We start from the raw sequence: 21,031 nt of genomic DNA on the forward strand, positions 1-21,031 counted from the left end.
ACAACAGGCGCGTCAGATGTCCAACGCGCCGTCCTTCACGGCCGAGACGAACGACGCCCAGCCGGACGCACCGAACGCGAGCACCGGGCCTTGCGGGTTCTTGCTGTCACGCAGGGGGACGACGGCGGCGAAGTCGTCGGAGACCTCGACACACGCGCCACCGTCCTGGTTGCTATAACTGCTCTTGCGCCAAGTCGCGACGCTCAGGTCGACGGTTCGCACCGTACTTCCTCCAACATGCGCAGGATGAACTTCCGTGACTCGGCCGGGGACAGCGCCAAGTCTCGTACCGCATCGTACGTGAGCTGCAACCGCTCAACAGGTGCGGTTTCTTCGATGAGTTCGCCCCGGTAACCGTTCTCCGTGTACACGACCGTACGACCGTCCGGAAGTCGCAGATACCACATGTCGGCGCTCATCAACCCGTGCAGCCCGGCGTGGAACGGCAACACCTGAACAGTCACCTCCGACCGTTCCGCCATCTCCCCCAGGTGCTCCAACTGCTCACGCCACTCACCGGCGTCACTCGACGGCGTCCGCAGCACCGCCTCCGAGAGGATCGTCCGGAACGGCGGCGCGTTGTCCCCCTCCAGCAACTCCCGCCGCCCCATGCGCGCCTCAACCTGCTGATCCAGCGCCTGCCCCTTGAGGCCACCCGCCGCCAGCAGCTCCCGCGCGTACCCCTCCGTCTGCAACAGCCCCGGCAGCACACTCACCGCGAAGTGCCACAGGCTCGTCGCGTCCGCCTCCAGCGCCATGTACCGCTGATAGCGCTCCTTGAACTGCGACTTGTCACTCACCGCCAGCTCCCACAGCGCCAGCAACAACCCCGGCGTCCCGTAGTGGGTATCCAGCGCCTGGACGACCTCCGGGCCGCCCAGCGTCTCGCCCTTCTCCATCTTGCCGAACAACGACCAGTCCCAGCCCAGCCGTTCGCCGAGCTGGCGAAGGCTCTCGCCCCGCGCGACGCGCAGTGAACGCAGTTCCTCCGCGAACCGTGCTCGGGGGTCCCTGCTGCGGCCGGTGACCACTCGTCTCGTCGGCATGGTGCTGCCCTCCGTGGAAGGTGTGGAAGTTGCGACGCTCGCGCCGGAAGCAGCACAGACCAACGGCGAAATCGAGCGCCGGCGGGCGCATTCTCGTAACGAACCCCTCACGCACGGTAATTCACGCCGCGCGGCCCAGGTGGAGAAACCGCGAAACAATCAGCCGAAGGAAACCCCCCATGACCTCCACGACACCCAAGCCGCCCCTCCCCCGGCGGACCCCGCAAGCCACCGCCCCGGACCGGACTCCCGGCACCCTCGTCCCCCCGGCCGGGCTGGTCGCTCCGGACAAGATCCAGGAGAGCGTCGACGCACGCGACGCGCTGGCAGCAGCACTGACGAGCGCCGGTATCCAACTGCCTTCCATGGACGTCCGCACCCCGTGGCCGATCACCGACGCCGGCGACGCCGGCCGGGCCACCCGCTACGCGCTCGTGCATCTCGGCGTCTGCTCGGCGCCCGTCGCGCTCGCGCTCGCCGCCGTGATCGTGAAGGGCGCCGGCCGGTGACAGGCAGTACGGGGCCGGTACGGGACGCCTCGCCGTCCGTCCCGACCTCGCCGACCCCGACAACTCCCCCAGCCGAGCCGACCATCGGGGACACCGTCCACGACACGGCCCGCGACCGCGTCGGCATCGTCATGGCCCACCAGGGGCCGTGTCTTCAGCTCCGTCCGCTCGGCGGTGGCCGGGAGTGGGACGCGGACCCGGCCCACGTCCGCCCGCCGAGCCCGGCCGAGTTGCTGAGCGCCCAACTCGCCGAGGTGAACGCTCGCAGCAGGCAACAGATCTGACGCCCCGTCACTTCTGTACTCACAGTCCGACGATCCAGGCCCGCACCATGTCCTGACCGGTCCTGACCGGTCCTGACCGGTCCCGACCGAGTCAGGCCAAGTCCGGCCGAAATCTCCTCCGCCCGATCCGCCCGCCGCCCTACGATGAGACAGATCATCTCAGCGGCCCGACGGGCTTCCGTTCCGCGTCAGCGGACTTAAGAGGACATGCCCCCACCCGCACGAGCAACTTCGTGCTGCCTGGGGGCATTCCTTGCTGTTCCGCGACTCCGCCACGTCCGTCGCCGCCCGAAATCTCGAAGGGTCACTGTCGCTGCGTCTGGTCGAGAACTTCGTTCACGCGCACCGCCGCCGGCCCGGGACGTCCGAAGTGCGGTCCTGGGAGCGCAGCATCCCCGCCCTCACCGGCGCGCTGCTCGACGCCGGGCTCGGCGAGGTCGAGATGCTGATCGAGTACGCACTCCCGCTGACCAGCAAGCGCGCGGACGTCGTACTCGCCGGGGTGCACCCGGCCACCGGCGAGCCGTCCTACGTGGTGGTCGAGTTGAAGCAGTGGAGTGCGGCCTTCGCCGAGGAGGACGCGCCGCTGCTCTGCCGGGTCGAGGCGTATGCCCGTCCCGTGCTCAACCCGATCGAACAGGTGCGGGGCTACTGCTCCTACCTGACGGACTTCAACGGCGCGCTGGAACGGATCCCGGAGTCCGTCGCCGGAGTGGCCTTCCTGCACAACGCGACCGAGTTCGGCATCAGTTCACTGCGCGAGGTCCCGGAAGACCTGCGGGGACGTATGTACACCGCCGAACAGCGCGGCGCGTTCCTCGACTTCCTGCGCTCACGGCTCGCTCCGAAGTCCGGCGCCCACTCGGCCGATCTGCTGCTCCAGGGCAAGGTGCGCCCGTCGAAGCAGCTGATGGCGGTCGCGGCGGCCGAGATTCGCGACCGTGAGCAGTTCGTCCTGCTCGCCGAGCAGCGGGTCGCCTACGAGTCGGTGCTGTCCGCGGTGCGCAAGTCGCGGCGGTCGAACCACAAGCAGGTGATCGTGGTGACCGGTGGCCCCGGGTCCGGCAAGAGCGTGGTCGCCCTGTCGCTCCTCGGCGAGCTGTACCGCACCGGGGTCACCGCTCTGCACGCGACCGGCTCGCAGTCGTTCACCAAGACGATGCGTAAGGTCGCGGGCGCCCGGAAGCCCGAGGTGCGGAGTCTGTTCAAGTACTTCAACAGCTTCATGGCGGCCGAGCCGAACGATCTCGATGTGCTGATCTGCGACGAGGCGCACCGGCTCCGCAAGACCTCGGCGAACCGGTACACCACGGCCGCTCTGCGTACCGGCCGCCCGCAGGTGGCGGAGCTGATCGACGCCGCCCGGGTGCCGGTGTTCCTGCTGGATCAGCACCAGGTGGTGCGCCCCGGCGAGATGGGAACCAAGGAGCAGATCAAGGAGGCGGCTGCCGCGCAGGGGCTCGAATGCGCCGTGATCGAACTGGACGACCAGTTCCGTTGCGGCGGCAGCGACGCGTACGTGACGTGGGTCGCGAATCTGCTGGGCCTGGAGGGCGACGGACCCCTCGCCTGGGAGCCGGACGGCAAGGTGGAGTTGCTGACCGCCGACAGCCCGCGGGAGTTGGAGGACTTCCTCGTCTCGCGCCGGGAGGAGGACTACGGCGCGCGCATGGCGGCCGGGTACTGCTGGAAGTGGACCACGAAGATCACACCGGGGATGTCCGCGCTCCCCGCCGATGTCGTGATCGGCGACTGGGCGCGGCCGTGGAACCTGTACGGCGACCGGTCGGTGCTCGGTGCGCCGTCGTCGTCCCTGTGGGCCACCGATCCGGCCGGTTTCGGGCAGGTGGGCTGCGTGTACACGGCGCAGGGCTTCGAGTACGACTGGTCCGGTGTCATCATCGGGCCCGACCTGGTGTGGCGGACGGACCAGTGGGTGGTGGACCGCACCGCGTCGAAGGATCCGATCTTCACCAGGGCGACCCCGGACGACGAGGTCGAGCGCCTCGTCCGCAACACGTACAAGGTGCTGCTGACCCGGGGGATGGTCGGAACGATGATCTACTCCACCGATCCCGAGACCCGCGAGAAGCTGCGCTCGCTCATCCACCCGGGGACCGGGGTCAGGGCGACCGCGCTCGTCTGACGGTCTGATCTCGGAACCATTGGGTCGTTGTCCGACCTACGCCATACGATTCGGACGACACCGCGCCACCGCCCGTCGGAGAGTGAGACCGTCCATGGCCCAACAGCCGCAGCCGCCCCTGCTCCGCGATGTCATCGACATCAAGGAGTCGATCTCCACCTCGGACTTCGTGCTTCAGCTGTCCGAGGCGACGACCTCGGCGGGCGCCGAGCACGCGCTGCGCGACTATGTGGTCACGGAGCGGCTGCTGGAGAACTTCGACGAGGCGCTGGGCCTCATCAAGGCGGCCGTCGACGGGCACGCCTCCAAGGCGGCCTATCTGCACGGGTCGTTCGGTTCCGGTAAGTCGCACTTCATGGCGGTGCTGCACGCGCTGCTGAGTGCGAGCCCGGCGGCCCGTGCGCGGACCGACCTGGATCCGGTGCTGACCAAGCACGAGTGGCTCGGTACGCGGGGGAAGCGGTTCCTGCTGGTGCCGTACCACATGCTCGGTGCCAAGGCCCTGGAGCAGCGGGTGCTCGGCGGCTATGTGAGCCATGTGAAGAAGCTGCATCCGCAGGCCCCGACGCCGCAGGTGTACCGGACGGACGCGCTTTTCGAGAGCATCCGGTCGCTGCGGGAGCGGCACGGGGACCGGTTCATCATCGACGGTCTCGCCGCCAAGGACGCCGTCGAGGGCGACGAGGACGAGTGGGGCGAGGCGTTCTCCTGGGCGCCGGATCTGCTGGACATCGCACTGGCCGCCGAGGAGGTGCACGAGTCGGGGCAGGCGCTCAACCTGGTCAGTCCGTCCGCCCCGGCCGAGCTGCGGGCGCGCCTCGTCCAGGACGCGAGTACGCATCTGCTGCCCGGCTTCGCGAAGGACGCCGCCGAGGACGAGCACGGCTTCGTCTCGCTGGACGCCGGCCTGTCGGTGATCGCCGCGCACGCCAAGTCGCTCGGCTACGACGGACTGATCCTGTTCATGGACGAGCTGATCCTGTGGCTCGCCACCCTCATCCACGACCAGAAGTTCGTGGCCCGTGAAGCCGGCAAGATCACGAACTTCGTGGAGGGCGGCGACGCGCGCCGCGCCGTTCCCGTGGTGTCCTTCATCGCCCGCCAGCGGGACCTGCGGGAACTCGTGGGCGAGGAGGTGTCCGGCGCGGCCGAGTCGTCCATCCAGGACACCCTGAACCTGGCGTCCGGCCGCTTCGACAAGATCACGCTGGAGGACCGGAACCTGCCGCAGGTCGCGCACGCCCGGCTGCTGCGGCCCAAGGACGCGGAGTCGCAGGCGCTCGTCACCGCCGAGTTCGAGAAGACGCGCAGGATCCGTCAAGAGGTCTGGGACACGCTGCTGGGGTCGGACCGCGGTGCCGGCGGGGTGGGCGCCGACGAGGAGAGCTTCCGGCTGACGTATCCCTTCTCACCCGCCTTCATGGACACGCTCGTGCACGTCTCCTCCGCGCTCCAGCGGAACAGGACGGGTATGAAGCTGATGGGTCAGCTGCTCGCCGACCACCGCGACGAGCTGCGGCTCGGTGATCTGATCCCCGTCGGTGATCTGTATCCGCTGATCACGGCCGGGGGCGACAAGCCGTTCACCGACAGCCTGAAGGTCGTCTTCGAGGCGGCCGACAAGCTCTACCGCACCAAGCTGCGCCCGTATCTGCTCGAAACGTGCGGGGTGTCGGAGGAGGACGTCGAGCAGTACACGCGCCGTGGTCCCGCCGGTATCGCCGATCCGGAGCAGCGGGCCCGGGTGAAGACGTTCGTCGGTGACAACCGGATCGTCGGCACGCTGCTGCTGTCCGCGCTCGCGCCCAGCGTGCCCGCGCTCGCCGATCTCACCATCCGCCGGCTCTCCGCGCTCAACTACGGCTCCGTCGTCGCCCCGATCCCGGGGCGCGAGTACGGCGTCCTGAAGGACAAGGTCGCCGAATGGGCGGGCCGCTTCCCGGAGATCAAGGAGACCGGCACCAAGACCAATCCGGGCGTCCGTCTCGAACTGACCGGCGTGGACGTGGACTCCGTCATCGCCAACGCCAAGGTCAACGACAACCCGGGCAACCGACAGGCGCTCGCGAAGCGGCTCCTCTCCGAGGAACTGGGCGTGGAGCAGGGGCAGTTGACAAGCCGGGTGGAATTCACCTGGCGAGGCACGAGCCGGGCCGCGGAAGTGGTCTTCGGGAACGTGACCGACGAGGACGAACTGGCCGACCACGACCTGAGTCCGCAGGAGGAGGGCCTGTGGCGGATCGTCATCGATCTGCCGTACGACGAGGGCGAGTTCGGCCCCGTCGATCATGTCCGCCGCGTCGAGAAGCTGCGTGAGCGGCAGGTCGGGGGCGAGCGGTCCCGTACGGTCGCCTGGCTGCCCGCCCACCTGTCCGCGCAGCGGTACGGGGACTTCTGCCGGCTCGTCGTCATCGACAAGGCGCTCGCCGATGAGCAGCGCTTCGACAGTCAGTACGCCGGTCACCTCAACGCCGACAACCGAGCCCGCGCCAAGGGGCTGCTGGAGACCCAGCGCGAGTCCCTGCGGACCACCATCAAGGGCGCCTTCAAGCAGGCGTACGGTCTGGCCGACAAGAAGGCCACCGATGTGGGACCCGGATTCGGCGACCATCTCCATTCGCTGCGCGACGTCGAGGGGCTGACGCTGTCCATCGGCCAGTCGCCGCACGACGGCCTGCGGCACATCGCGGGCACGCTGCTGGCCCAGCAGTTTCCCGGCCACCCGGACTTCGACCCCGACTCCACCGGCACGGTGGTGAAGGCGGCCGACGCGCGCAAGGTCTTCACCCATATCCGCAACGCCGCCGAGGCACGCGACCGCCACGCCGAAGTGCCCGGCGGTGAAAGGGCGTTGGTGCAGCGCATCGCGGGCCCGCTGCGGCTGGGAAAGCAGAAGGAGGCGTACTTCGAGCTGTCCGAGTACTGGGCCGATCACTTCCGGGGGCTGGCGCGGGACCGCGGTGTCACCGGAGACCTCTCACTGATCACGCTCACCGACTGGACCGACCTGCCGCAACCGCGCGGGCTGCCCGACTTCCTGGCCCGGCTGGTCGTCGCCGCGTTCGCCGAGATGGACGACCGGGTGTGGGTGCGCGCCGGGATGCCGCTCGATCCCGCCCCCGAGTTGTCGCAGATCAAGGACCACGACGCGCTGCGCAGCCAGCCGCTGCCCTCGGCGGAGGACTGGGACAGCGCCCGGAAGCGCTTCGAGGCGATCTTCGGGAAGCCCGCTCCGACGCTGCGGCGCGGACGCATGGTCAACCAGTTCGCCCGCAAGATCACCGAGGAGGCCCGCTCCCACCAGGACCACGCGGCCGATCTCGTCAGGCAGTTGGAGGCCCACGCGGGGTTCCTGCGTCTCGACGGGACGGACGAGACGGGCCGGCTCCCACTGGCCCGGCGCTGCGTCGAACTGCTGAAGGCTCTCACTCAGTCGGCGGGGCAGGGGGCGGCCGGGGCGAAGAGGACGGTCGAAGCCCTGGCCTCGTTCGACCTCGGGCAGGTCGGTGCCGACCGGTTCGGCGCGTCGGTCAAGCAGGCGAAGTCCGTCGCCCAGGCACTGGAGACGACGTCCTGGGAGACGGTGAAACTGGCGACGGGAGAGGGCCCCGAGGGAGCGGCGCTGCTGGACTCGCTGCGGAACGTGGCCGGGAGCGACCAGCGGACGAGCGACCTGCGGGAGGCCCTGGCCCGTACGCAGAGCCAGGTTCTCGCGCTGCTGAAGCGGAACCGGGCCCCGGCCGCGCATCCCGCACCCGTACAGGTGCCGCCAGGAGCGGGCGACGTGCCCCTGGACACGGACACCAGCCACCCGCCGGTGCCGAGCGTCCCGTCGCCGACCGACGGCTCGGGCGGCGCCGCCGGCGCGGGACGGGTCGGGCGGTCCGGGAGCGGCCGTGCGACGGCGGCGCACGCGGCGGCCCAACTCCAGCGGGAGCTGACCGAGTTGGCGGCCAGGGAGCCCGGCGCGACGGTTGAGTTCCACTGGCAGGTCATCGACCGGTGAGTGCCACGATCAGCTCGGTGGTGGCACCGCTGAATGTCGCGACCATCACCCAGTACCTCTCCGCCCAGACCTCGCTGGCCGCGTCCCTGACCGGCGGCGACAGGCGACGGGCCGTCCTGCTGCGCTCGACGCCGCACTGGGACGGACCGGCCGAGCCGGTGTGGGGGGACGGACGGACGGCCCGGATCGCCGCCGCGCCGTCCGCTCTGGCGGTCCATGAACTCGTGCTGGGGCACCTCGCGGGGATCAAGGGGGCGGCGGGGGACGGTCCGGCCGTGCTCGTCGTACTGACCGACCGTGAACCGGGCGAACTCGATCCGGCGATCCTGGCGCGCGCCCACAAGAAGCGCATCGACACCGTCGACAACTGGGACATGGTGCGCGACGCCTTCGGCGCCCAGCAGATCGACCCCCGGCTGCGCGAGGCGAGCTGGGCCTCGGAAGCGTTCCTGGACGCCCGGCCGCCCACCGGCTGGCCCTCGCTCGCCGGAGGCATTCTCTCCTGGCGTACGGCCCTGTCCGCACTGACCCTGCGGCGGCTGCGGCTCGGACGGTACGAGAGCGATTCCGACGCCCGGCGTGGCGCCCAGCCGGGCGACAGCCTCGACACCCACATGCTCCTGGCGTGGTCCCTGCGGCCCGGCGCCCCCGAACGGTTCCGGGAGCTGCGCGGTCCCGAGCGTGCTGGTCTGCGGGACTTCCTCAGCGAGCAGGACCAGGCGGGTCCGGCCGGACGGGCGCTGCTGGCCCTGGTCGAAGCCGAGCACGGCGAGGACGCGGTCGCGTTCGGGCTGGTGTGCGGGGCGCTGTGGCTGCACGCCGTACCGGACGCGGACACCTACCGCGCACGGGGCCGCGCGGAGCGCTGGTTCGGCGAACAGCCGCCGGCCGAAGGCGAACAACTCGACGCGCTCACCGCCGCGTTCGGGCGGGCCTGCGAGGAGTACACCGGGGTGCTGCTCACGACGGCGGCACGCGAAACGGACCGGGCGGCGGGCAACGCCTCCCACGGGGGGTCCGGCGACGCGGCCGACGAGGCGCGCGAGGCGCGTCGTACGAGTGACACGATCCTGGACCGGGCCTCCGCCATCGCCCGCCAGTTCGGGGCGGAGTCGGCCGCCAGGTCGAGCCCGCTGCTGCCGACCGGGCTGGAGGCCCGGTTCGCGGCCGTGGGACGGGCGCTGGACGCGGGCGCGCTCGGGGCTGTCGCCGAGACAGTGCGCGCCCTGAGCACGCATCGGCGCGCCGAGATCCCCGAGGCCGGGGCACGGATCGAGCGGGCCCGCATGGGCGGACGGCTGACGCGATGGCTCGCCGGCGGCGCGGCCGTCACCTGCGACTCCACGGGCGACTGGATCAAGCGCCAGATCAGTGAGACCGGCTGGGTGGATCAGGCGCTCGAACACATCGAGGCCGGCGGGGACCCCGACCCGGTTCTCACCGCCGCGTTCGACAAGCTCGCCGCCCGCGTACGGGAACGCCGCCACGCGATGGACGGTCATTTCGCGCGGGCGCTGGCGACCTGGACCGCCGCGGGCACGCCGCCGGGCTCGATGCTGACGGTGGAGTCCTTCCTGGACCGGGTGGTGAGACCGGTCGTGCGCGACACGGACGGCCGGCGCGTCCTGCTCCTCGTCCTGGACGGGATGAGCGCGGCGATCGCCGCCGAGCTGGGTGAGGAACTGCGTTCCTCCTGGGCCGAGTTTGATCCGGTGGAGGAGGGGAAGCCACGTCGGCGCGGTATGGCCGCCGCGCTGCCGACCCTGACCACCATCTCCCGTACATCGCTGTTCGCGGGGAGGCTGACGAAGGGGACGCAGGCCGACGAGAAGCGGCTCTTCCCCACGCGGAAGCTGTGGGGCGGGGCGCCGGCCGCCGTGTTCCACAAGGACGATCTGCGTGCCGAGAGTGCCGGTGAGACGTTCGGCCGCGCGCTCGGTGAGGCCCTCACCGATGGACGCACCCATGTGGCGGTGGTCCTGAACGCCATCGACGACCGACTGGCCAAGGAGCAGAAGCTCGGCGACGGAAGCTGGCGGGTCGCGCACATCCCGGGGCTGGCCGACCTGCTGCGGGTGGCCGCGGCACAGGGCATGGCCGTGCTCATCACCAGCGACCACGGGCATGTGGTGGACCGGCGCGGTGCCAAGGTCGCGGCCGAGACCCCGGAATCCGCGCGCCACCGCACGCCCGGCGGTGCCCTGGCACCGAGCGAGGTCGTCCTCACCGGACCGCGCGTGGTCTGGCCCGAGCCCGGCGCGTCGATCGTCGCCCTGTGGGACGCCGACTCGCACTACACCGCGCTCAAGGCGGGCTACCACGGTGGGGCCTCGCTCGCCGAACTCACCATTCCGATCCTCGCCTTCCTGCCGTTCGGGGCGATGCCGCCGCGACAGTGGCGGGAGCTGGGCGATCAGCGGCCGCCCTGGTGGTTCCTCGACGCTCAAGCGGCCGGACAGGTACCGCCTCTCACTCCCAGTCGGACCAGCACCACGCCGACGGCGCCGACTGCGACGCCGAACAAGCCGCCCCGTCACAAGCCCTCCAAGGTCCAGGCAGAACTGGCGCAGACGCACGACTCGCTGTTCGACGTGCTCCCCGTCACCGCTCCGGCGGTGACCGTTCCCGCGGACGAGAGCGGGAAGACCCCGTTCGCCACGGAGCGGGGCGTCGCCCCGCCGGCCGGCACCGACCCGGTCAGCGCGGTGGGAGCCGTGGCCACCGCGCTCTTCGCCTCGGCGTCGTTCCAGGACCAGGTCGAACTCCTGGCACGCAGGCCGCGTGAGCGTGAACTGGTCAAGTTCGGGCGGGCGGTCGAGGCTCTTCTCGACGCGGGAGGCACGCTGCCGGTGACGGCGCTGGCGCAGCGCGTCGACTTCCCCGTCGGTCGCGCGGACGGCTTCGCGGCGGTCCTGCGTCAGCTCCTCAACTACGACGGGGTCCAGGTCCTGGAGACCCTGCCGGACGGGCGGACACTGCGCCTGCACGAAGGGCTTCTGCGGGAGCAGTTCGCACTGGGGTGAGGCCGGGCGCGGGGCATGCGCGGGCCGCGAGCGGGCAGTCACGGGGCAGTCACCGAGCGGCGTACCGTGCTAGCCTCGGCCGCAGGGACGTCCTCAGAAAATGACGCCCGGTTCGCCTCAGGCCCCGCGGAAGCGGGGCCTTTGTGCTGATCGGCCTCGCTCAGTCCGGGGACTGCCCCGGGACCCAGCAGTACTGATGGGCGACGCGGGGCGCCACGAAGGACCACAGCGTCTCGTTGGCCTTACGTGCCCGGGAGTCGCCGTCCTGTCCGCTGACCAGCCGGCGGTGCAGGTACGCGATCAGATCGGCGGCTTGCAGAAGCCGGCTGGCCTTCGACGGCGCGAAGTGAATGGTGTCGACAAGACTCGGCAGCGTCGTGCTGATGCTGCCCCCTGTGCCGTCCAGCTGGTAGTCGCGGAAGTGCCGACGGTGCTCGTCCGCTCCCTCGATCTCGTCCGCGATCACCAGGGCCAGCTGATCCCGCCCCCGCGCATGGTCACAGACCTGTTCCAGCAGGTGCCGCAGCACAAGCTCGTGCGGAGGGGGCCAGTACCCCGACCCGGCGTCGGGTTCCCGCGGGCGGTGGGCCCGGTAGGCCCGTCGATCGAGCCCGCGGACGATCACCCGCACGTCGTGCGCGCCGATCGCCTTCATCGCGTCGCCGTAGACACCGATACGGGCGCGGACCATGTTGCGGCCCTTGTTGTCCATCCGCTGCCAGTCGTCCTTGGCCTGCACGAGGGCGTGTCCGTGCAGTTCGGCATGGCGGTCGACCGGGTAGTGGTCCGCCGCCTTGGCCACGATCGCGTCGAGCGCGCGGTGCAGCGACCGCAGGTCTCCCTCGGCCACCACAAGAGCGACCATCCAGTAGCGATCGTTGTCGTATGACTCATCGACGTAGGTCAGTAACACCGGGTGAGTGTTTCACACACCACTCTTCCGAGGGAGGCGAGTTGGCCGCCGACACCCTGGCAGCCGTGACCCAGACCGTCGATCAGACCGGGTGAGAGACTGAGCCGGTGAGCCCAGCCGAGCCGAATCCTGTCGCACCCGCCCCTGTCGCCTCCCCCGCCTCCGCTGCCCGGAGGCGGACGGTCATCGACGCGCTGCGCCGTGGGGCCGTGCCCGAGAGTGGGCTCGATCTGCTGGCCACCGGGCTGGACCGGTTCGAGGGCGCGCTCGACGCCGAGTTGGAGTCGGTCGCGTCGGGCGGAGCGGTGTTCAAGGCCGTACGGGGCGAGTACGGATCGGGCAAGACCTTCTTCACCCGGTGGCTGGGCGAGCGGGCCAAGCGCCTCGGCTTCGCCGTGGCCGAGATCCAGATCTCGGAGACCGAGACGCCGCTGCACCGGCTGGAGACCGTCTACCGGCGCCTCACCGAGCGGTTGACCACATCGAGCTTCCCTCCGAGCGCGCTCAGGCCGATCGTGGACGCCTGGTTCTACGCCCTGGAGGAGGACGCCCTCGCGGCGGATGTGAGCGAGGACGAGCTGGCCGGCGAGGTCGAGGGGCTGCTGACGGCGAGGCTGGCCGACGTCTCGCGCCACGCCCCGTCCTTCGCGACCGCGCTGCGCGGCTACCGGGCCTCGCTGGCGGAGGGGGACGAAGCGACGGCGGCAGCCGTTCTGGCCTGGCTGGGCGGGCAACCGCACGTGGCCGCGGCGGCGCGGCGGTCTGCCGGGGTCCGCGGGGACCTCGACCACTTCGGCGCTCTCGGCTTTCTGCAGGGGCTGCTGACCGTGCTGCGGGATTCAGGGCACCGCGGACTGTTCGTCGTGCTCGACGAGGTGGAGACGCTTCAGCGGGTGCGTTCCGACGCCCGGGACAAGGCGCTCAACGCCCTGCGCCAGCTCATCGACGAGGCGCACTCGGGTCGCTTCCCCGGCCTCTATCTGGTGATCACCGGAACCCCTGCCTTCTACGACGGACAGCAGGGCGTGCAGCGCCTCGCCCCGCTCGCTCAGCGCCTCGCCACCGATTTCACCACCGACCCGCGCTTCGACAATCCCCGCGCGGTGCAACTGAGGCTGCCCGGCTTCACCCAGGAATCGCTGGTGCGCCTGGGTGTCGCCATCCGCGACCTCTATGCCGCCGGAGCCGCTGCCCCCGACCGGATCAGGAGGCTCGCGGACGACGCGTACGTCGCCGACCTGGCCCGCGCGGTCGGCGGAGCGCTCGGTGGCAAGGTGGGGGTGGCACCGCGGCTCTACCTGAAGAAACTGGTGGGCGATGTCCTCGACCGTATCGACCAGTTCGACGACTTCGACCCGCGGCGGCACTACAGACTGACCGTGAACAGCGGTGAACTCACCGACGTGGAGCGGAACTCCGCCGCCGCGGGCTCGGCCGACGACATCGCACTGGACGTGGACGTGTGAGGGCGGGCGCCGACGACGCGGGCGCCGTTCCCCCGCACTCCGCTCGTACCGCGGCCGCCCAGGAGGATCCGGTGGACCGGCTCGACCCGGTCATCCTGCATCACGTGGTGAACACACTCGGCTGGCCGGATCTACGACCGCTGCAACGGGCCGCGATCCACCCGTTGATGGACGGCGAAGACGCGGTTCTGCTCGCTCCCACGGCGGGCGGAAAGACCGAAGCCGCGTGCCTGCCGATCCTTTCAGCCATGTCCGAGCAGCGCTGGACCGGCACCTCCGTGCTGTATCTCTGTCCGCTCAAAGCACTGCTCAACAACCTCGTGACCCGCGTCGACGGGTACGCCCAATGGCTCGGTCGCCGTGCCGCGCTGTGGCACGGCGACACGAAGGAGTCTCAGCGGCGACGCATCCGTACGGACCGGCCGGACATCCTGCTCACCACGCCGGAGTCGCTGGAAGCCATGCTCATCGGCGTGAAGACCGATCACGCGCACCTTCTCGCAGGTGTACGGGCGGTCGTCGTGGACGAGGTCCACGCCTTCGCGGGGGACGACCGCGGCTGGCACCTGCTGGCGGTGCTGGAGCGCCTGGAGAGAGTGGCCGGACGTCCCATCCAGCGCATCGGGCTGTCGGCGACCGTCGGCAATCCGGAGCAGTTGCTCACCTGGCTGCAAGGTTCGGGCGCCGGAAGGCGGCCGGCGCGTGTCGTCGTCCCCGGCTCGTTCATGGAACCGGACGCGCCGTCGAGCGGCGCGCCGCCGGCCGGTGAGGTGGAGCTCGACTACGTCGGCTCTCTGGACAACGCGGCCAAGCTCGTCGCCGCACTGCACCGGGGCGAGAAACGCCTGGTGTTCTGTGACTCCCGGCGGCAGGTCGAGCAGTTGGGGGCCGCGCTGCGCGAACGCGAGGTGACGGTGTTCCTGTCGCACGCGTCGCTTTCGGCGCAGGAGAGGGCCAGGTCCGAGCAGGCTTTCGCCGAGGCCCGTGACTGCGTCATCGTCTCCACCTCCACGCTGGAACTGGGCATTGACGTGGGGGACTTGGACCGCGTCATCCAGATCGACTCGCCCAGCGGCGTCGCCTCGTTCCTGCAACGCATCGGGCGCACGGGGCGCCGTCCGGGAAACACCCGCAACTGCCTGTTCCTCGCCACCCGGAAGGACAGTTTCCTTCAGGCAGCGGCGCTGCTCCTGCTCTGGGGAAGGGGCTGGGTGGAGTCGGTGACCCCGCCACCCGAGCCTCGTCACCTGGTGGCTCAGCAGTTGCTCGCCGTCACCCTCCAGCAGCAGCGGATCGGCGACCAGTTGTGGCCCGAGCAGTGGAACGGCCTGGCGCCCTTCGACCGCTCGGCGCGGCCTGTCCTGCGTCACCTGGTGGCCGAGGGTTTCCTGGACGAGGACGACGGTCTGCTGTTCGTCGGGCCTGAAGCCGAACGGCGCTTCGGGCGACGGCACTTCATCGAACTGACCGCCTCCTTCACCGCTCCCCCGCAGTTCACGGTCCTGTCCGGGCGCACCGAGATCGGGCAGATGGATCCTTCGGTACTGACCGAGGAACGTCCGGGCCCACGTCGGCTCCTGCTCGGCGGGCGTAGCTGGCAGGTGACATTCATCGACTGGGGGCGCAAGCGGGTCTTCGTCGAGCCGGCCGACGGCGGCGGCGTCGCCAAGTGGACCGGTGGCTCACTCGTCGGGCTGTCGTTCGCCCTCACACGCGCGATGCGCGAAGTCCTGCTGGGGGCCGATCCCCCGGTCTCACTCACGCGGCGGGCCGAGTTGTGTCTGGCCACGTGGCGCGAGGAAGAGGCCCCCGAGATCGTGGATCCTGGCGGAACACTCGTGGCGTGTCAGGGCGGCGACGTCCGGTGGTGGACGTGGGCCGGTTACCGCGCGAACGCGACACTCGCGGCGACGCTGTCGCCGATCACCGATCCGGTGCAGCGGCCGACTGACTGCTATGTGCGCCTGCGGGAAGACCTGACGCTCGACATGTGGCGTGCGAGCCGCGAGGCCACGGACGGTGGCAGGGTTCTCGTGCTTCCGGATGTCGACCGCCGCGCCGTTCAGGGGCTCAAATTCTCCGCGGCCCTGCCCGAGAGACTCGCGGTGGCCACGGTCGCCGCACGACTCGCCGACTTCGAAGGAGCGCACCAAGCTCTCCAGGAGCCTGTGCTGTTCCAGCTCGGCTCCGCCAGGTGAACGGAGCCGGGCGGTGGCACACCGTGTGTGTGGGGGGCCGAGTCGGCTGTCTGACAACTTCTACAGTGTTGTAGATTTTGATCAGTCCATACCATCGAGCACCAGGAGAAGATCGTGGGAGTTTCCCTCTCCAAAGGCGGCAACGTTTCGCTCAGCAAGGAGGCGCCGGGGCTGACGGCGGTGCTCGTCGGCCTGGGCTGGGACGCGCGCAGCACGACCGGCGCGGACTTCGACCTCGACGCGAGCGCGCTGCTGATCAACGCGACCGGCAAGGTCCCCTCCGACCAGCACTTCATCTTCTACAACAACCTGAAGAGCCCGGACGGTTCGGTCGAGCACACCGGTGACAACCTCACCGGTGAGGGCGAGGGTGACGACGAGGTCGTCAAGGTGAACCTCGCCGGGGTGCCCGCCGACGTCGACAAGATCGTGTTCCCGGTCTCCATCCACGAGGCCGAGTCCCGCAGCCAGAGCTTCGGCCAGGTCCGTAACGCGTACATCCGCGTGGTGAACCAGGACGGCGGAGCCGAACTCGCGCGCTACGACCTCACCGAGGACGCCTCGACGGAGACCGCGATGGTCTTCGGCGAGCTGTACCGCAACGGCGCGGAGTGGAAGTTCCGCGCGGTGGGCCAAGGTTACGCCTCCGGGCTCTCCGGCATCGCCACCGACTTCGGCGTCGGTGTCTGAGCAGGGCTGAGCTGAGCTGAACCACGCGCCGCCGGAACCGGAGCAGCCGCAAGGCTCCCGGGGCCGGCGGCGTTGGTGGCGAAGGGCTGCGGGCGACGTTCGGGGACGTACCGGTACGGGGTGGGGCCGGCGGGACGGAGGACCAGCCGGGCCGTAAGGGGCTGCCGGTGTACGGGTCACGGCCCGGCCGTCCGCACCGGGATCCGGCGCCGCCGCGATCGTCCGGCGCCGTCCGCGTCACGGAGACGCGCGGTACGGGGACGCGCGGAACCGAAACGCCCGGCACGGGGACGCGCGGCACGACACCGGAGGACACCGGCGCATGACGAGCTTGCGGCACCTGCTGGCGCGGGCCGTGGCGGTGGAGCAGCGCGTCCGCCGCGCCGTGGAGGCGAGGCAACGCGTCGACCCGGATCCGGACGACGCCTTCAGGGGCCCGTATCTGACGGAGGAGAACGTCGCGAGGCTGCTGGACGAGGACGGCGTACGGTCGTTCCCGCCCCGCGACGAGCAGCTGATCGAAGAGGTACCGGACTCCCGACTCACCACGCTGGCCGCGGAGTTCGGCCTCACCGCGCTCGACATCGAGATCCTGCTCATCGCGCTCGTACCGGACCTGGACGACCGGTTCGAGGCGTTCTACGGCTACTTGAACGACGACGTGACCCGCCGCCGCCCGTCCATCGGCCTGGCGCTGGGACTGTGCGGCTCGACCCCGGCGGACCAGGTGGGCCGCGCCCGGCTGGCCGGCCGCTCCCCACTGCGGGCCGGTGGACTGCTCCTGGTCGAAGACCTGGACCGGCCCTTCCTGAGCCGCGCGCTGCGGGTACCGGACCGGGTCACGGCCCACCTCCTGGGCGACGACACCCCGGACCCGCGGCTGGCCGACCTGCTGGCCCCGTGGCACGCGGTACCGGGCGTCGGCGATCCGGCGCCCCTCGCCGGGGTGCTGGCCGACGGCGTCCAACTGGCCTACCTCAGTGCGAGTGGGAATGCGGCCGGGCGGCGGCCGGGGCCGGGGCGTATCGGCCCTGTTCGCCGGCGACTCGGGCACGGGCAAGACGATGTCGGCGGAGGTCATCGCGGCGGATCTGGGCCTGGACCTGTACACGGTCGATCTGGCGACGGTGATCGACAAATACGTGGGCGAGACCGAGAAGAACCTGGAGCGCATCTTCACGGAGGCGGCGGGCGTGAACGGCGTCCTGCTCCTCGACGAGGCGGACGCGATCTTCGGCAAACGCTCGGACGTGAAGGACGCACACGACCGCTACGCCAACGTGGAGAGCGCGTTCCTCCCGCAACGCATGGAGTCCTTCGACGGGTTGACCATCCTGGCGACGAATCTCCGCGCCAACCTGGACGACGCGTTCACCCGCCGCCTCGACCTGGTCGTCGACTTCCCCCTCCCGGACCCTGGGGCTGGTGCAGGGCTGAGCGCGCCCGGATCGCCCATGGCGTTCCGGGCGCGCGGCGCTTGCCGTGCGTTGTCGTGTGCCGTGCGTTGCCGTGCCCTGTCGCGCCACGTATCAACTACTCAGCCGTCAGCAGCCGGGCCTCGCTGTCATCACCCTCTTGCACGTAGACCTCGGAACATGCCACGACCAGCTCCTTCAGGATTTCCTGGAAGTTCTCCGGACCGACCCGGTCCTGGAAGCCGATCACCGCGTCCAGGGTGGCTTCGAGGGAGTCCCCGTAGACCGGGTACACGGTAGTCCCCCTGCCATCCGGAGACTCCAGGGTGAAAAGCAACTCCCGCTGCTCATAGTCCTGTTCGAGTTCGATCAGCATTCGGCCGTTGTGGTAAGTCATGGAGGCCAGACCCAGCGTCTCCGCTCCATCGGCCATGTCCCAGCCGGCCGCCTTTAGACGAACAATGATACGACCCGCTTCACTCGCGTGAAGGTCCCTGTCCGACACCGCCCAGTTCCTTTCCTCATTTTCCCGCATTCACCGCGCAGGCCCTTCGCACCGGACGGCCGCCGGACCCGACCGCCGAGGGACCGGACGGCCGAGGGAACGGACGGCCAAGGGACCCGTCGGCGAAGAAGTGTCAGCGAAGCTGTTTCGCCATCACCCGTTCCCTGGTCACCCTGTCGGACAACAGGTCGCCCTGTTCTCCCGTGAAGACGAACCCGTTGCGCCGGTACAGCGCGACGGCGGACTCGTTGTCCGGAAGCACCGCGAGCCTCAGCGTTACGGCTCCCGACTCCCGGGCCCACGCATCGACCGCCGCCACGAGACGATCTCCGACGCCGCGGCCCCGCGCTCGGGGACCGACCCACACCGACCTCAGCTCACATACGCCACTGCCCTCGGGAAGGCCGGCGGCCATCCCCACGGGTCGGCCGTCCAGCAGCGCGACGAGGTTGTGGGCGGCAGGCATCAACAGGCGTGCACGCCAGAGCTCCTGGCCGCCGTTGTCCCAGTCTTCGAGCCGGGACTTGAACGCGTGCGGTGCCTCGCCAAGCGCCGCCAGGCGAACCTCCCGCCACAACGGCCAGTCGCTCGCCGTGAGAACCCGCAGACGCACCATGGCCCCGAGTCTGCCACCAGTTCATCTCCCGTACGACTGCCGACGTGGCGCGCGACAGCGGGGTTCGACCGGGCGGCAGTCGCCTACCCGGCTGCCTGTCTGACGGCCTGGCGCAGTTTCCAGGTGCCCGGTGACGTCGACCGGAGGTTGGCGACCGCGGCGACCGCGGTGGCCGCGTCCGGCCAGACGCCGAACCGGCCCCAGTGGAGCGGCCATGCGTAGCGCCGGTCGACGATCCAGGCCAGTTGCGCCTCGACGCCGGCGCGGCGCTCGGGTGGCGCGATCGCCATGTCCGGTTCGACGGGCAGACACCAGGTGTGCTCGTCGAGCGCGAGGATTCTGCCGTCGAAGTGGTCGTAGACACATCCTTCGTGAAGCGGCAGCTCAGCGTCCGCTTCACGAAGAAACGTATAGGCGCCCACGATTTCGTCGCTGTCGGCCCGCAGGAACCGCAGCACCCGCTCGCCCACCGCGACGATCACCTCGTCAATGCCCCACAGCACGCCCTGCGTACCGGCCGGGGCGGCGAGCGTGCGCAGTCGCCGCAGCTCGCCGTCGCCCAGCCACCAGACCTCGATGGCCCCCGCTGCCGTGAGGACGGCTCCCCGGTCTCCGGACGGTGCCCAGGCCCATACCGCGAAGCCCTTGTTCTCACGGGCCAGGGCTGTCCTCGCCGGGGTGACAGCCAGTCGGTGGCTGAGCCGCCCGTCGTCGTAGACCTCCACGCCAGGCTCCGCCGCCACCTCACTCAGCACGGCGGCGAGTCGGGCCGTGTCACCGCGCATGCCCCAGTGCAGCGACAGATCCCAGCGCGGCCCGGCGTTCGGTACGGCGGCCGGGCGGCCGGGCGGCCGGTGGCCGCGTCACGGAAGTGCAGCAGCCGTTGATGGAGATGAGCGAGGTAGCGTCCGTCCGGGCTCCACTCGGCGAGCCAGTCGACCCTGTTCCCTGTGCACCAGAGCGGAACACCCGTGGCGACATCGACGACAAACGCCTCGGAGCGATTGGCGACGTACAGCCGGCTTCCGTCGGGAGACCACACGGGCGACCGGTCGACCCCCAACTCCTCCCCGCAGTCCTGGACGCTCGCCGGTACGGGCCCCTTGGCCAGGATGTGCTCGTGCGGCATCTCGGCATGCTCGGCCAGCCAGAACAGGGCGCCGTGCTCCAACGGGGGGGAGGCTCCCGCCCACACTGACCCGGTCCTTGTTCCCCGCCACGACGTAGGCGCCGCGCCCCTCGGGATGCAGCGCCCAGGCCGGCGGACGGGAAGCGCCATTGGTCACCTGGGCCTCCACACGTGGCTCGGAGGACTCGCCGAACGGGTCCCACACGCCAACCGTGTTGGTGCGAAAAGCCATGCCCAGGTGCAGGCCGTCGGCTGACCACCGCATGGTGCGCGCGTAGCCGTCCCAGCCGACGCCGCCGTCGATCCACTCCAGGACGTTGACGCACCGCCCGGTCGCCACCTCCCAGACCCGCGCGGTGCCGCTCTCGCCATGCCCCCAGTCTCCGGTGGCCGAAGGGCTGAGCGCCAGTGCGTTGATCTTCGAGTGGTGCCCGTAGGGGCGGCTGAGCATCGTGCCCCGCACACGGATCCTGTCCGTGGCGAGCCGGTGCGCGGGGGTGAGGCCGTGCTCGCGTTCCAGCGCGGTCAGCCGGGCCCGCAAGGGGGCAGGTCGCGGGCGGGAACGAAGGATGTGCAGTCCGCTTCCGTCAGCAGGCTCTCCAGCTCGTCCGGGCCGGCCGCGGCGAGGGCGGCGGGGTCCGCGAATAGGTCCGGCAAAGGAGCGGGCCGGGAACCGTCCCCGCCCGCCGGGCCCACAAGCACCGCGAGCGCCGCGAGGAGCGCGGCCTCGTCATACTTCGGTATGCCCTGGACGTACGCCTTGTTGCCCTTGTCCCTCGACGTCTCCTCTCCTATGAAGATCGCGGCGGTCGAAGGCGTAAGCTCGTCCGTCACGTGTGCGCCTGCGGCTTCCAGACGTCTCTCGGCCTCGCCGGCCCGAGAAGCGTCGAAACTACCGGAGAGCGCGACAGTGCTGCCTTTCAGGTTCATGGGTGCGACGCTGTCGGCCGGCACTGACATCGCCGCGATCACCTTCCCGGAGGGGGAGGGAGGGCTTGGTGCCGTCACCGCGCCAGCCTGCGCGACCCCTTTGTCCGCGATAGTGACACTGTAGGAACAAATGGACCTTTCTTGCGAAACCTTCG

16 protein-coding genes and 1 pseudogene are annotated in these 21,031 nt (G+C 70.3%); 9 read left to right on the forward strand and 8 right to left on the reverse strand.

Annotated features, from left to right (window positions below):
* Nucleotides 1-12: 12 nt before the first annotated feature.
* Nucleotides 13-222, reverse strand: a complete 210-nt coding sequence (locus tag OG700_RS07105) for a DUF397 domain-containing protein (protein WP_405610577.1) — start codon at nt 220-222, stop codon at nt 13-15.
* Nucleotides 204-1,046 carry a helix-turn-helix domain-containing protein gene (locus OG700_RS07110; RefSeq protein WP_405610580.1) on the reverse strand — a complete coding sequence of 281 codons (843 nt, stop codon included), beginning with the start codon at nt 1,044-1,046 and terminating at the stop codon, nt 204-206. The genes OG700_RS07105 and OG700_RS07110 overlap by 19 nt, the downstream gene beginning before the upstream one ends.
* Before the next feature lie 179 nt (nt 1,047-1,225).
* On the opposite strand from OG700_RS07110, the gene OG700_RS07115 reads away from it, so the two are divergent.
* The 5 genes from OG700_RS07115 to pglZ all read left to right on the forward strand — a co-directional run bounded on the left by OG700_RS07115 (nt 1,226) and on the right by pglZ (nt 11,014).
* On the forward strand, nt 1,226-1,555 hold the full coding sequence (locus OG700_RS07115) for a hypothetical protein (protein WP_405610583.1): 330 nt from the start codon (nt 1,226-1,228) through the stop codon (nt 1,553-1,555).
* Nucleotides 1,552-1,839: a hypothetical protein gene (locus tag OG700_RS07120; RefSeq protein ID WP_405610586.1), complete on the forward strand. Its 288-nt coding sequence runs from the start codon at nt 1,552-1,554 to the stop codon at nt 1,837-1,839. The genes OG700_RS07115 and OG700_RS07120 overlap by 4 nt, the downstream gene beginning before the upstream one ends.
* A gap of 253 nt (nt 1,840-2,092) precedes the next feature.
* The gene (locus tag OG700_RS07125) at nt 2,093-3,985 is read left to right on the forward strand and encodes a DNA/RNA helicase domain-containing protein (RefSeq protein ID WP_405610589.1); all 1,893 of its coding nucleotides are present in this window, start codon (nt 2,093-2,095) and stop codon (nt 3,983-3,985) included.
* Between the two features lie 94 nt (nt 3,986-4,079).
* Complete coding sequence (locus OG700_RS07130) at nt 4,080-7,991, forward strand: phage resistance protein (protein WP_405610592.1); 3,912 nt, start codon at nt 4,080-4,082, stop codon at nt 7,989-7,991.
* Nucleotides 7,988-11,014, forward strand: a complete 3,027-nt coding sequence (pglZ, locus tag OG700_RS07135) for a BREX-2 system phosphatase PglZ (RefSeq protein WP_405610595.1) — start codon at nt 7,988-7,990, stop codon at nt 11,012-11,014. Before OG700_RS07130 ends, pglZ begins: the two co-directional genes overlap by 4 nt.
* 160 nt (nt 11,015-11,174) lie before the next feature.
* Here the strand turns inward: pglZ and OG700_RS07140 are convergent, their stop codons facing one another.
* Nucleotides 11,175-11,927 carry a DUF3800 domain-containing protein gene (locus tag OG700_RS07140; RefSeq protein ID WP_405610598.1) on the reverse strand — a complete coding sequence of 251 codons (753 nt, stop codon included), beginning with the start codon at nt 11,925-11,927 and terminating at the stop codon, nt 11,175-11,177.
* A 107-nt stretch (nt 11,928-12,034) separates the two neighbouring features.
* Between OG700_RS07140 and brxD the strand changes: the two genes are divergently transcribed.
* The 4 genes and pseudogenes from brxD to OG700_RS07160 form a co-directional block, all read left to right on the forward strand.
* The gene (gene brxD, locus OG700_RS07145; protein ID WP_405610601.1) at nt 12,035-13,393 is read left to right on the forward strand and encodes a BREX system ATP-binding protein BrxD; all 1,359 of its coding nucleotides are present in this window, start codon (nt 12,035-12,037) and stop codon (nt 13,391-13,393) included.
* A 71-nt stretch (nt 13,394-13,464) separates the two neighbouring features.
* On the forward strand, nt 13,465-15,591 hold the full coding sequence (locus tag OG700_RS07150; protein WP_405621502.1) for a DEAD/DEAH box helicase: 2,127 nt from the start codon (nt 13,465-13,467) through the stop codon (nt 15,589-15,591).
* A gap of 114 nt (nt 15,592-15,705) precedes the next feature.
* Nucleotides 15,706-16,281: a TerD family protein gene (locus OG700_RS07155; RefSeq protein WP_405610604.1), complete on the forward strand. Its 576-nt coding sequence runs from the start codon at nt 15,706-15,708 to the stop codon at nt 16,279-16,281.
* Between the two features lie 322 nt (nt 16,282-16,603).
* Nucleotides 16,604-17,699: pseudogene (locus OG700_RS07160) on the forward strand (ATP-binding protein); the annotation flags it as partial.
* Between the two features lie 115 nt (nt 17,700-17,814).
* On the opposite strand, the gene OG700_RS07165 reads toward OG700_RS07160, so the two are convergent.
* From OG700_RS07165 to OG700_RS07185, 5 genes are all read right to left on the reverse strand, one after another.
* Nucleotides 17,815-18,201, reverse strand: coding sequence for a hypothetical protein (locus OG700_RS07165; RefSeq protein ID WP_405622262.1), 387 nt, complete (start codon nt 18,199-18,201; stop codon nt 17,815-17,817).
* 133 nt (nt 18,202-18,334) lie between these two features.
* Complete coding sequence (locus OG700_RS07170; protein ID WP_405610607.1) at nt 18,335-18,817, reverse strand: GNAT family N-acetyltransferase; 483 nt, start codon at nt 18,815-18,817, stop codon at nt 18,335-18,337.
* Nucleotides 18,818-18,900: 83 nt separating this feature from the next.
* Complete coding sequence (locus OG700_RS07175; protein ID WP_405610610.1) at nt 18,901-19,602, reverse strand: hypothetical protein; 702 nt, start codon at nt 19,600-19,602, stop codon at nt 18,901-18,903.
* Nucleotides 19,566-19,988: a hypothetical protein gene (locus OG700_RS07180; RefSeq protein WP_405610613.1), complete on the reverse strand. Its 423-nt coding sequence runs from the start codon at nt 19,986-19,988 to the stop codon at nt 19,566-19,568. The genes OG700_RS07175 and OG700_RS07180 overlap by 37 nt, the downstream gene beginning before the upstream one ends.
* 483 nt (nt 19,989-20,471) lie before the next feature.
* Nucleotides 20,472-20,906: a BRCT domain-containing protein gene (locus OG700_RS07185; protein WP_405621504.1), complete on the reverse strand. Its 435-nt coding sequence runs from the start codon at nt 20,904-20,906 to the stop codon at nt 20,472-20,474.
* Between the last annotated feature and the right edge of the window lie 125 nt (nt 20,907-21,031).

It is taken from the genome of Streptomyces sp. NBC_01508 (assembly GCF_045040315.1).
GTDB lineage: Bacteria > Actinomycetota > Actinomycetes > Streptomycetales > Streptomycetaceae > Streptomyces.

What these genes read in the sequence shown, in the direction of transcription:
- OG700_RS07185 (WP_405621504.1), bottom strand. Translation starts at nt 20,906, where the DNA reads ATGTCAGTGCCGGCCGACAGCGTCGCACCCATGAACCTGAAAGGCAGC.
- OG700_RS07170 (WP_405610607.1), bottom strand. Translation starts at nt 18,817, where the DNA reads ATGGTGCGTCTGCGGGTTCTCACGGCGAGCGACTGGCCGTTGTGGCGG.
- OG700_RS07115 (WP_405610583.1), top strand. Translation starts at nt 1,226, where the DNA reads ATGACCTCCACGACACCCAAGCCGCCCCTCCCCCGGCGGACCCCGCAA.
- OG700_RS07110 (WP_405610580.1), bottom strand. Translation starts at nt 1,046, where the DNA reads ATGCCGACGAGACGAGTGGTCACCGGCCGCAGCAGGGACCCCCGAGCA.
- OG700_RS07175 (WP_405610610.1), bottom strand. Translation starts at nt 19,602, where the DNA reads ATGCGCGGTGACACGGCCCGACTCGCCGCCGTGCTGAGTGAGGTGGCG.
- OG700_RS07130 (WP_405610592.1), top strand. Translation starts at nt 4,080, where the DNA reads ATGGCCCAACAGCCGCAGCCGCCCCTGCTCCGCGATGTCATCGACATC.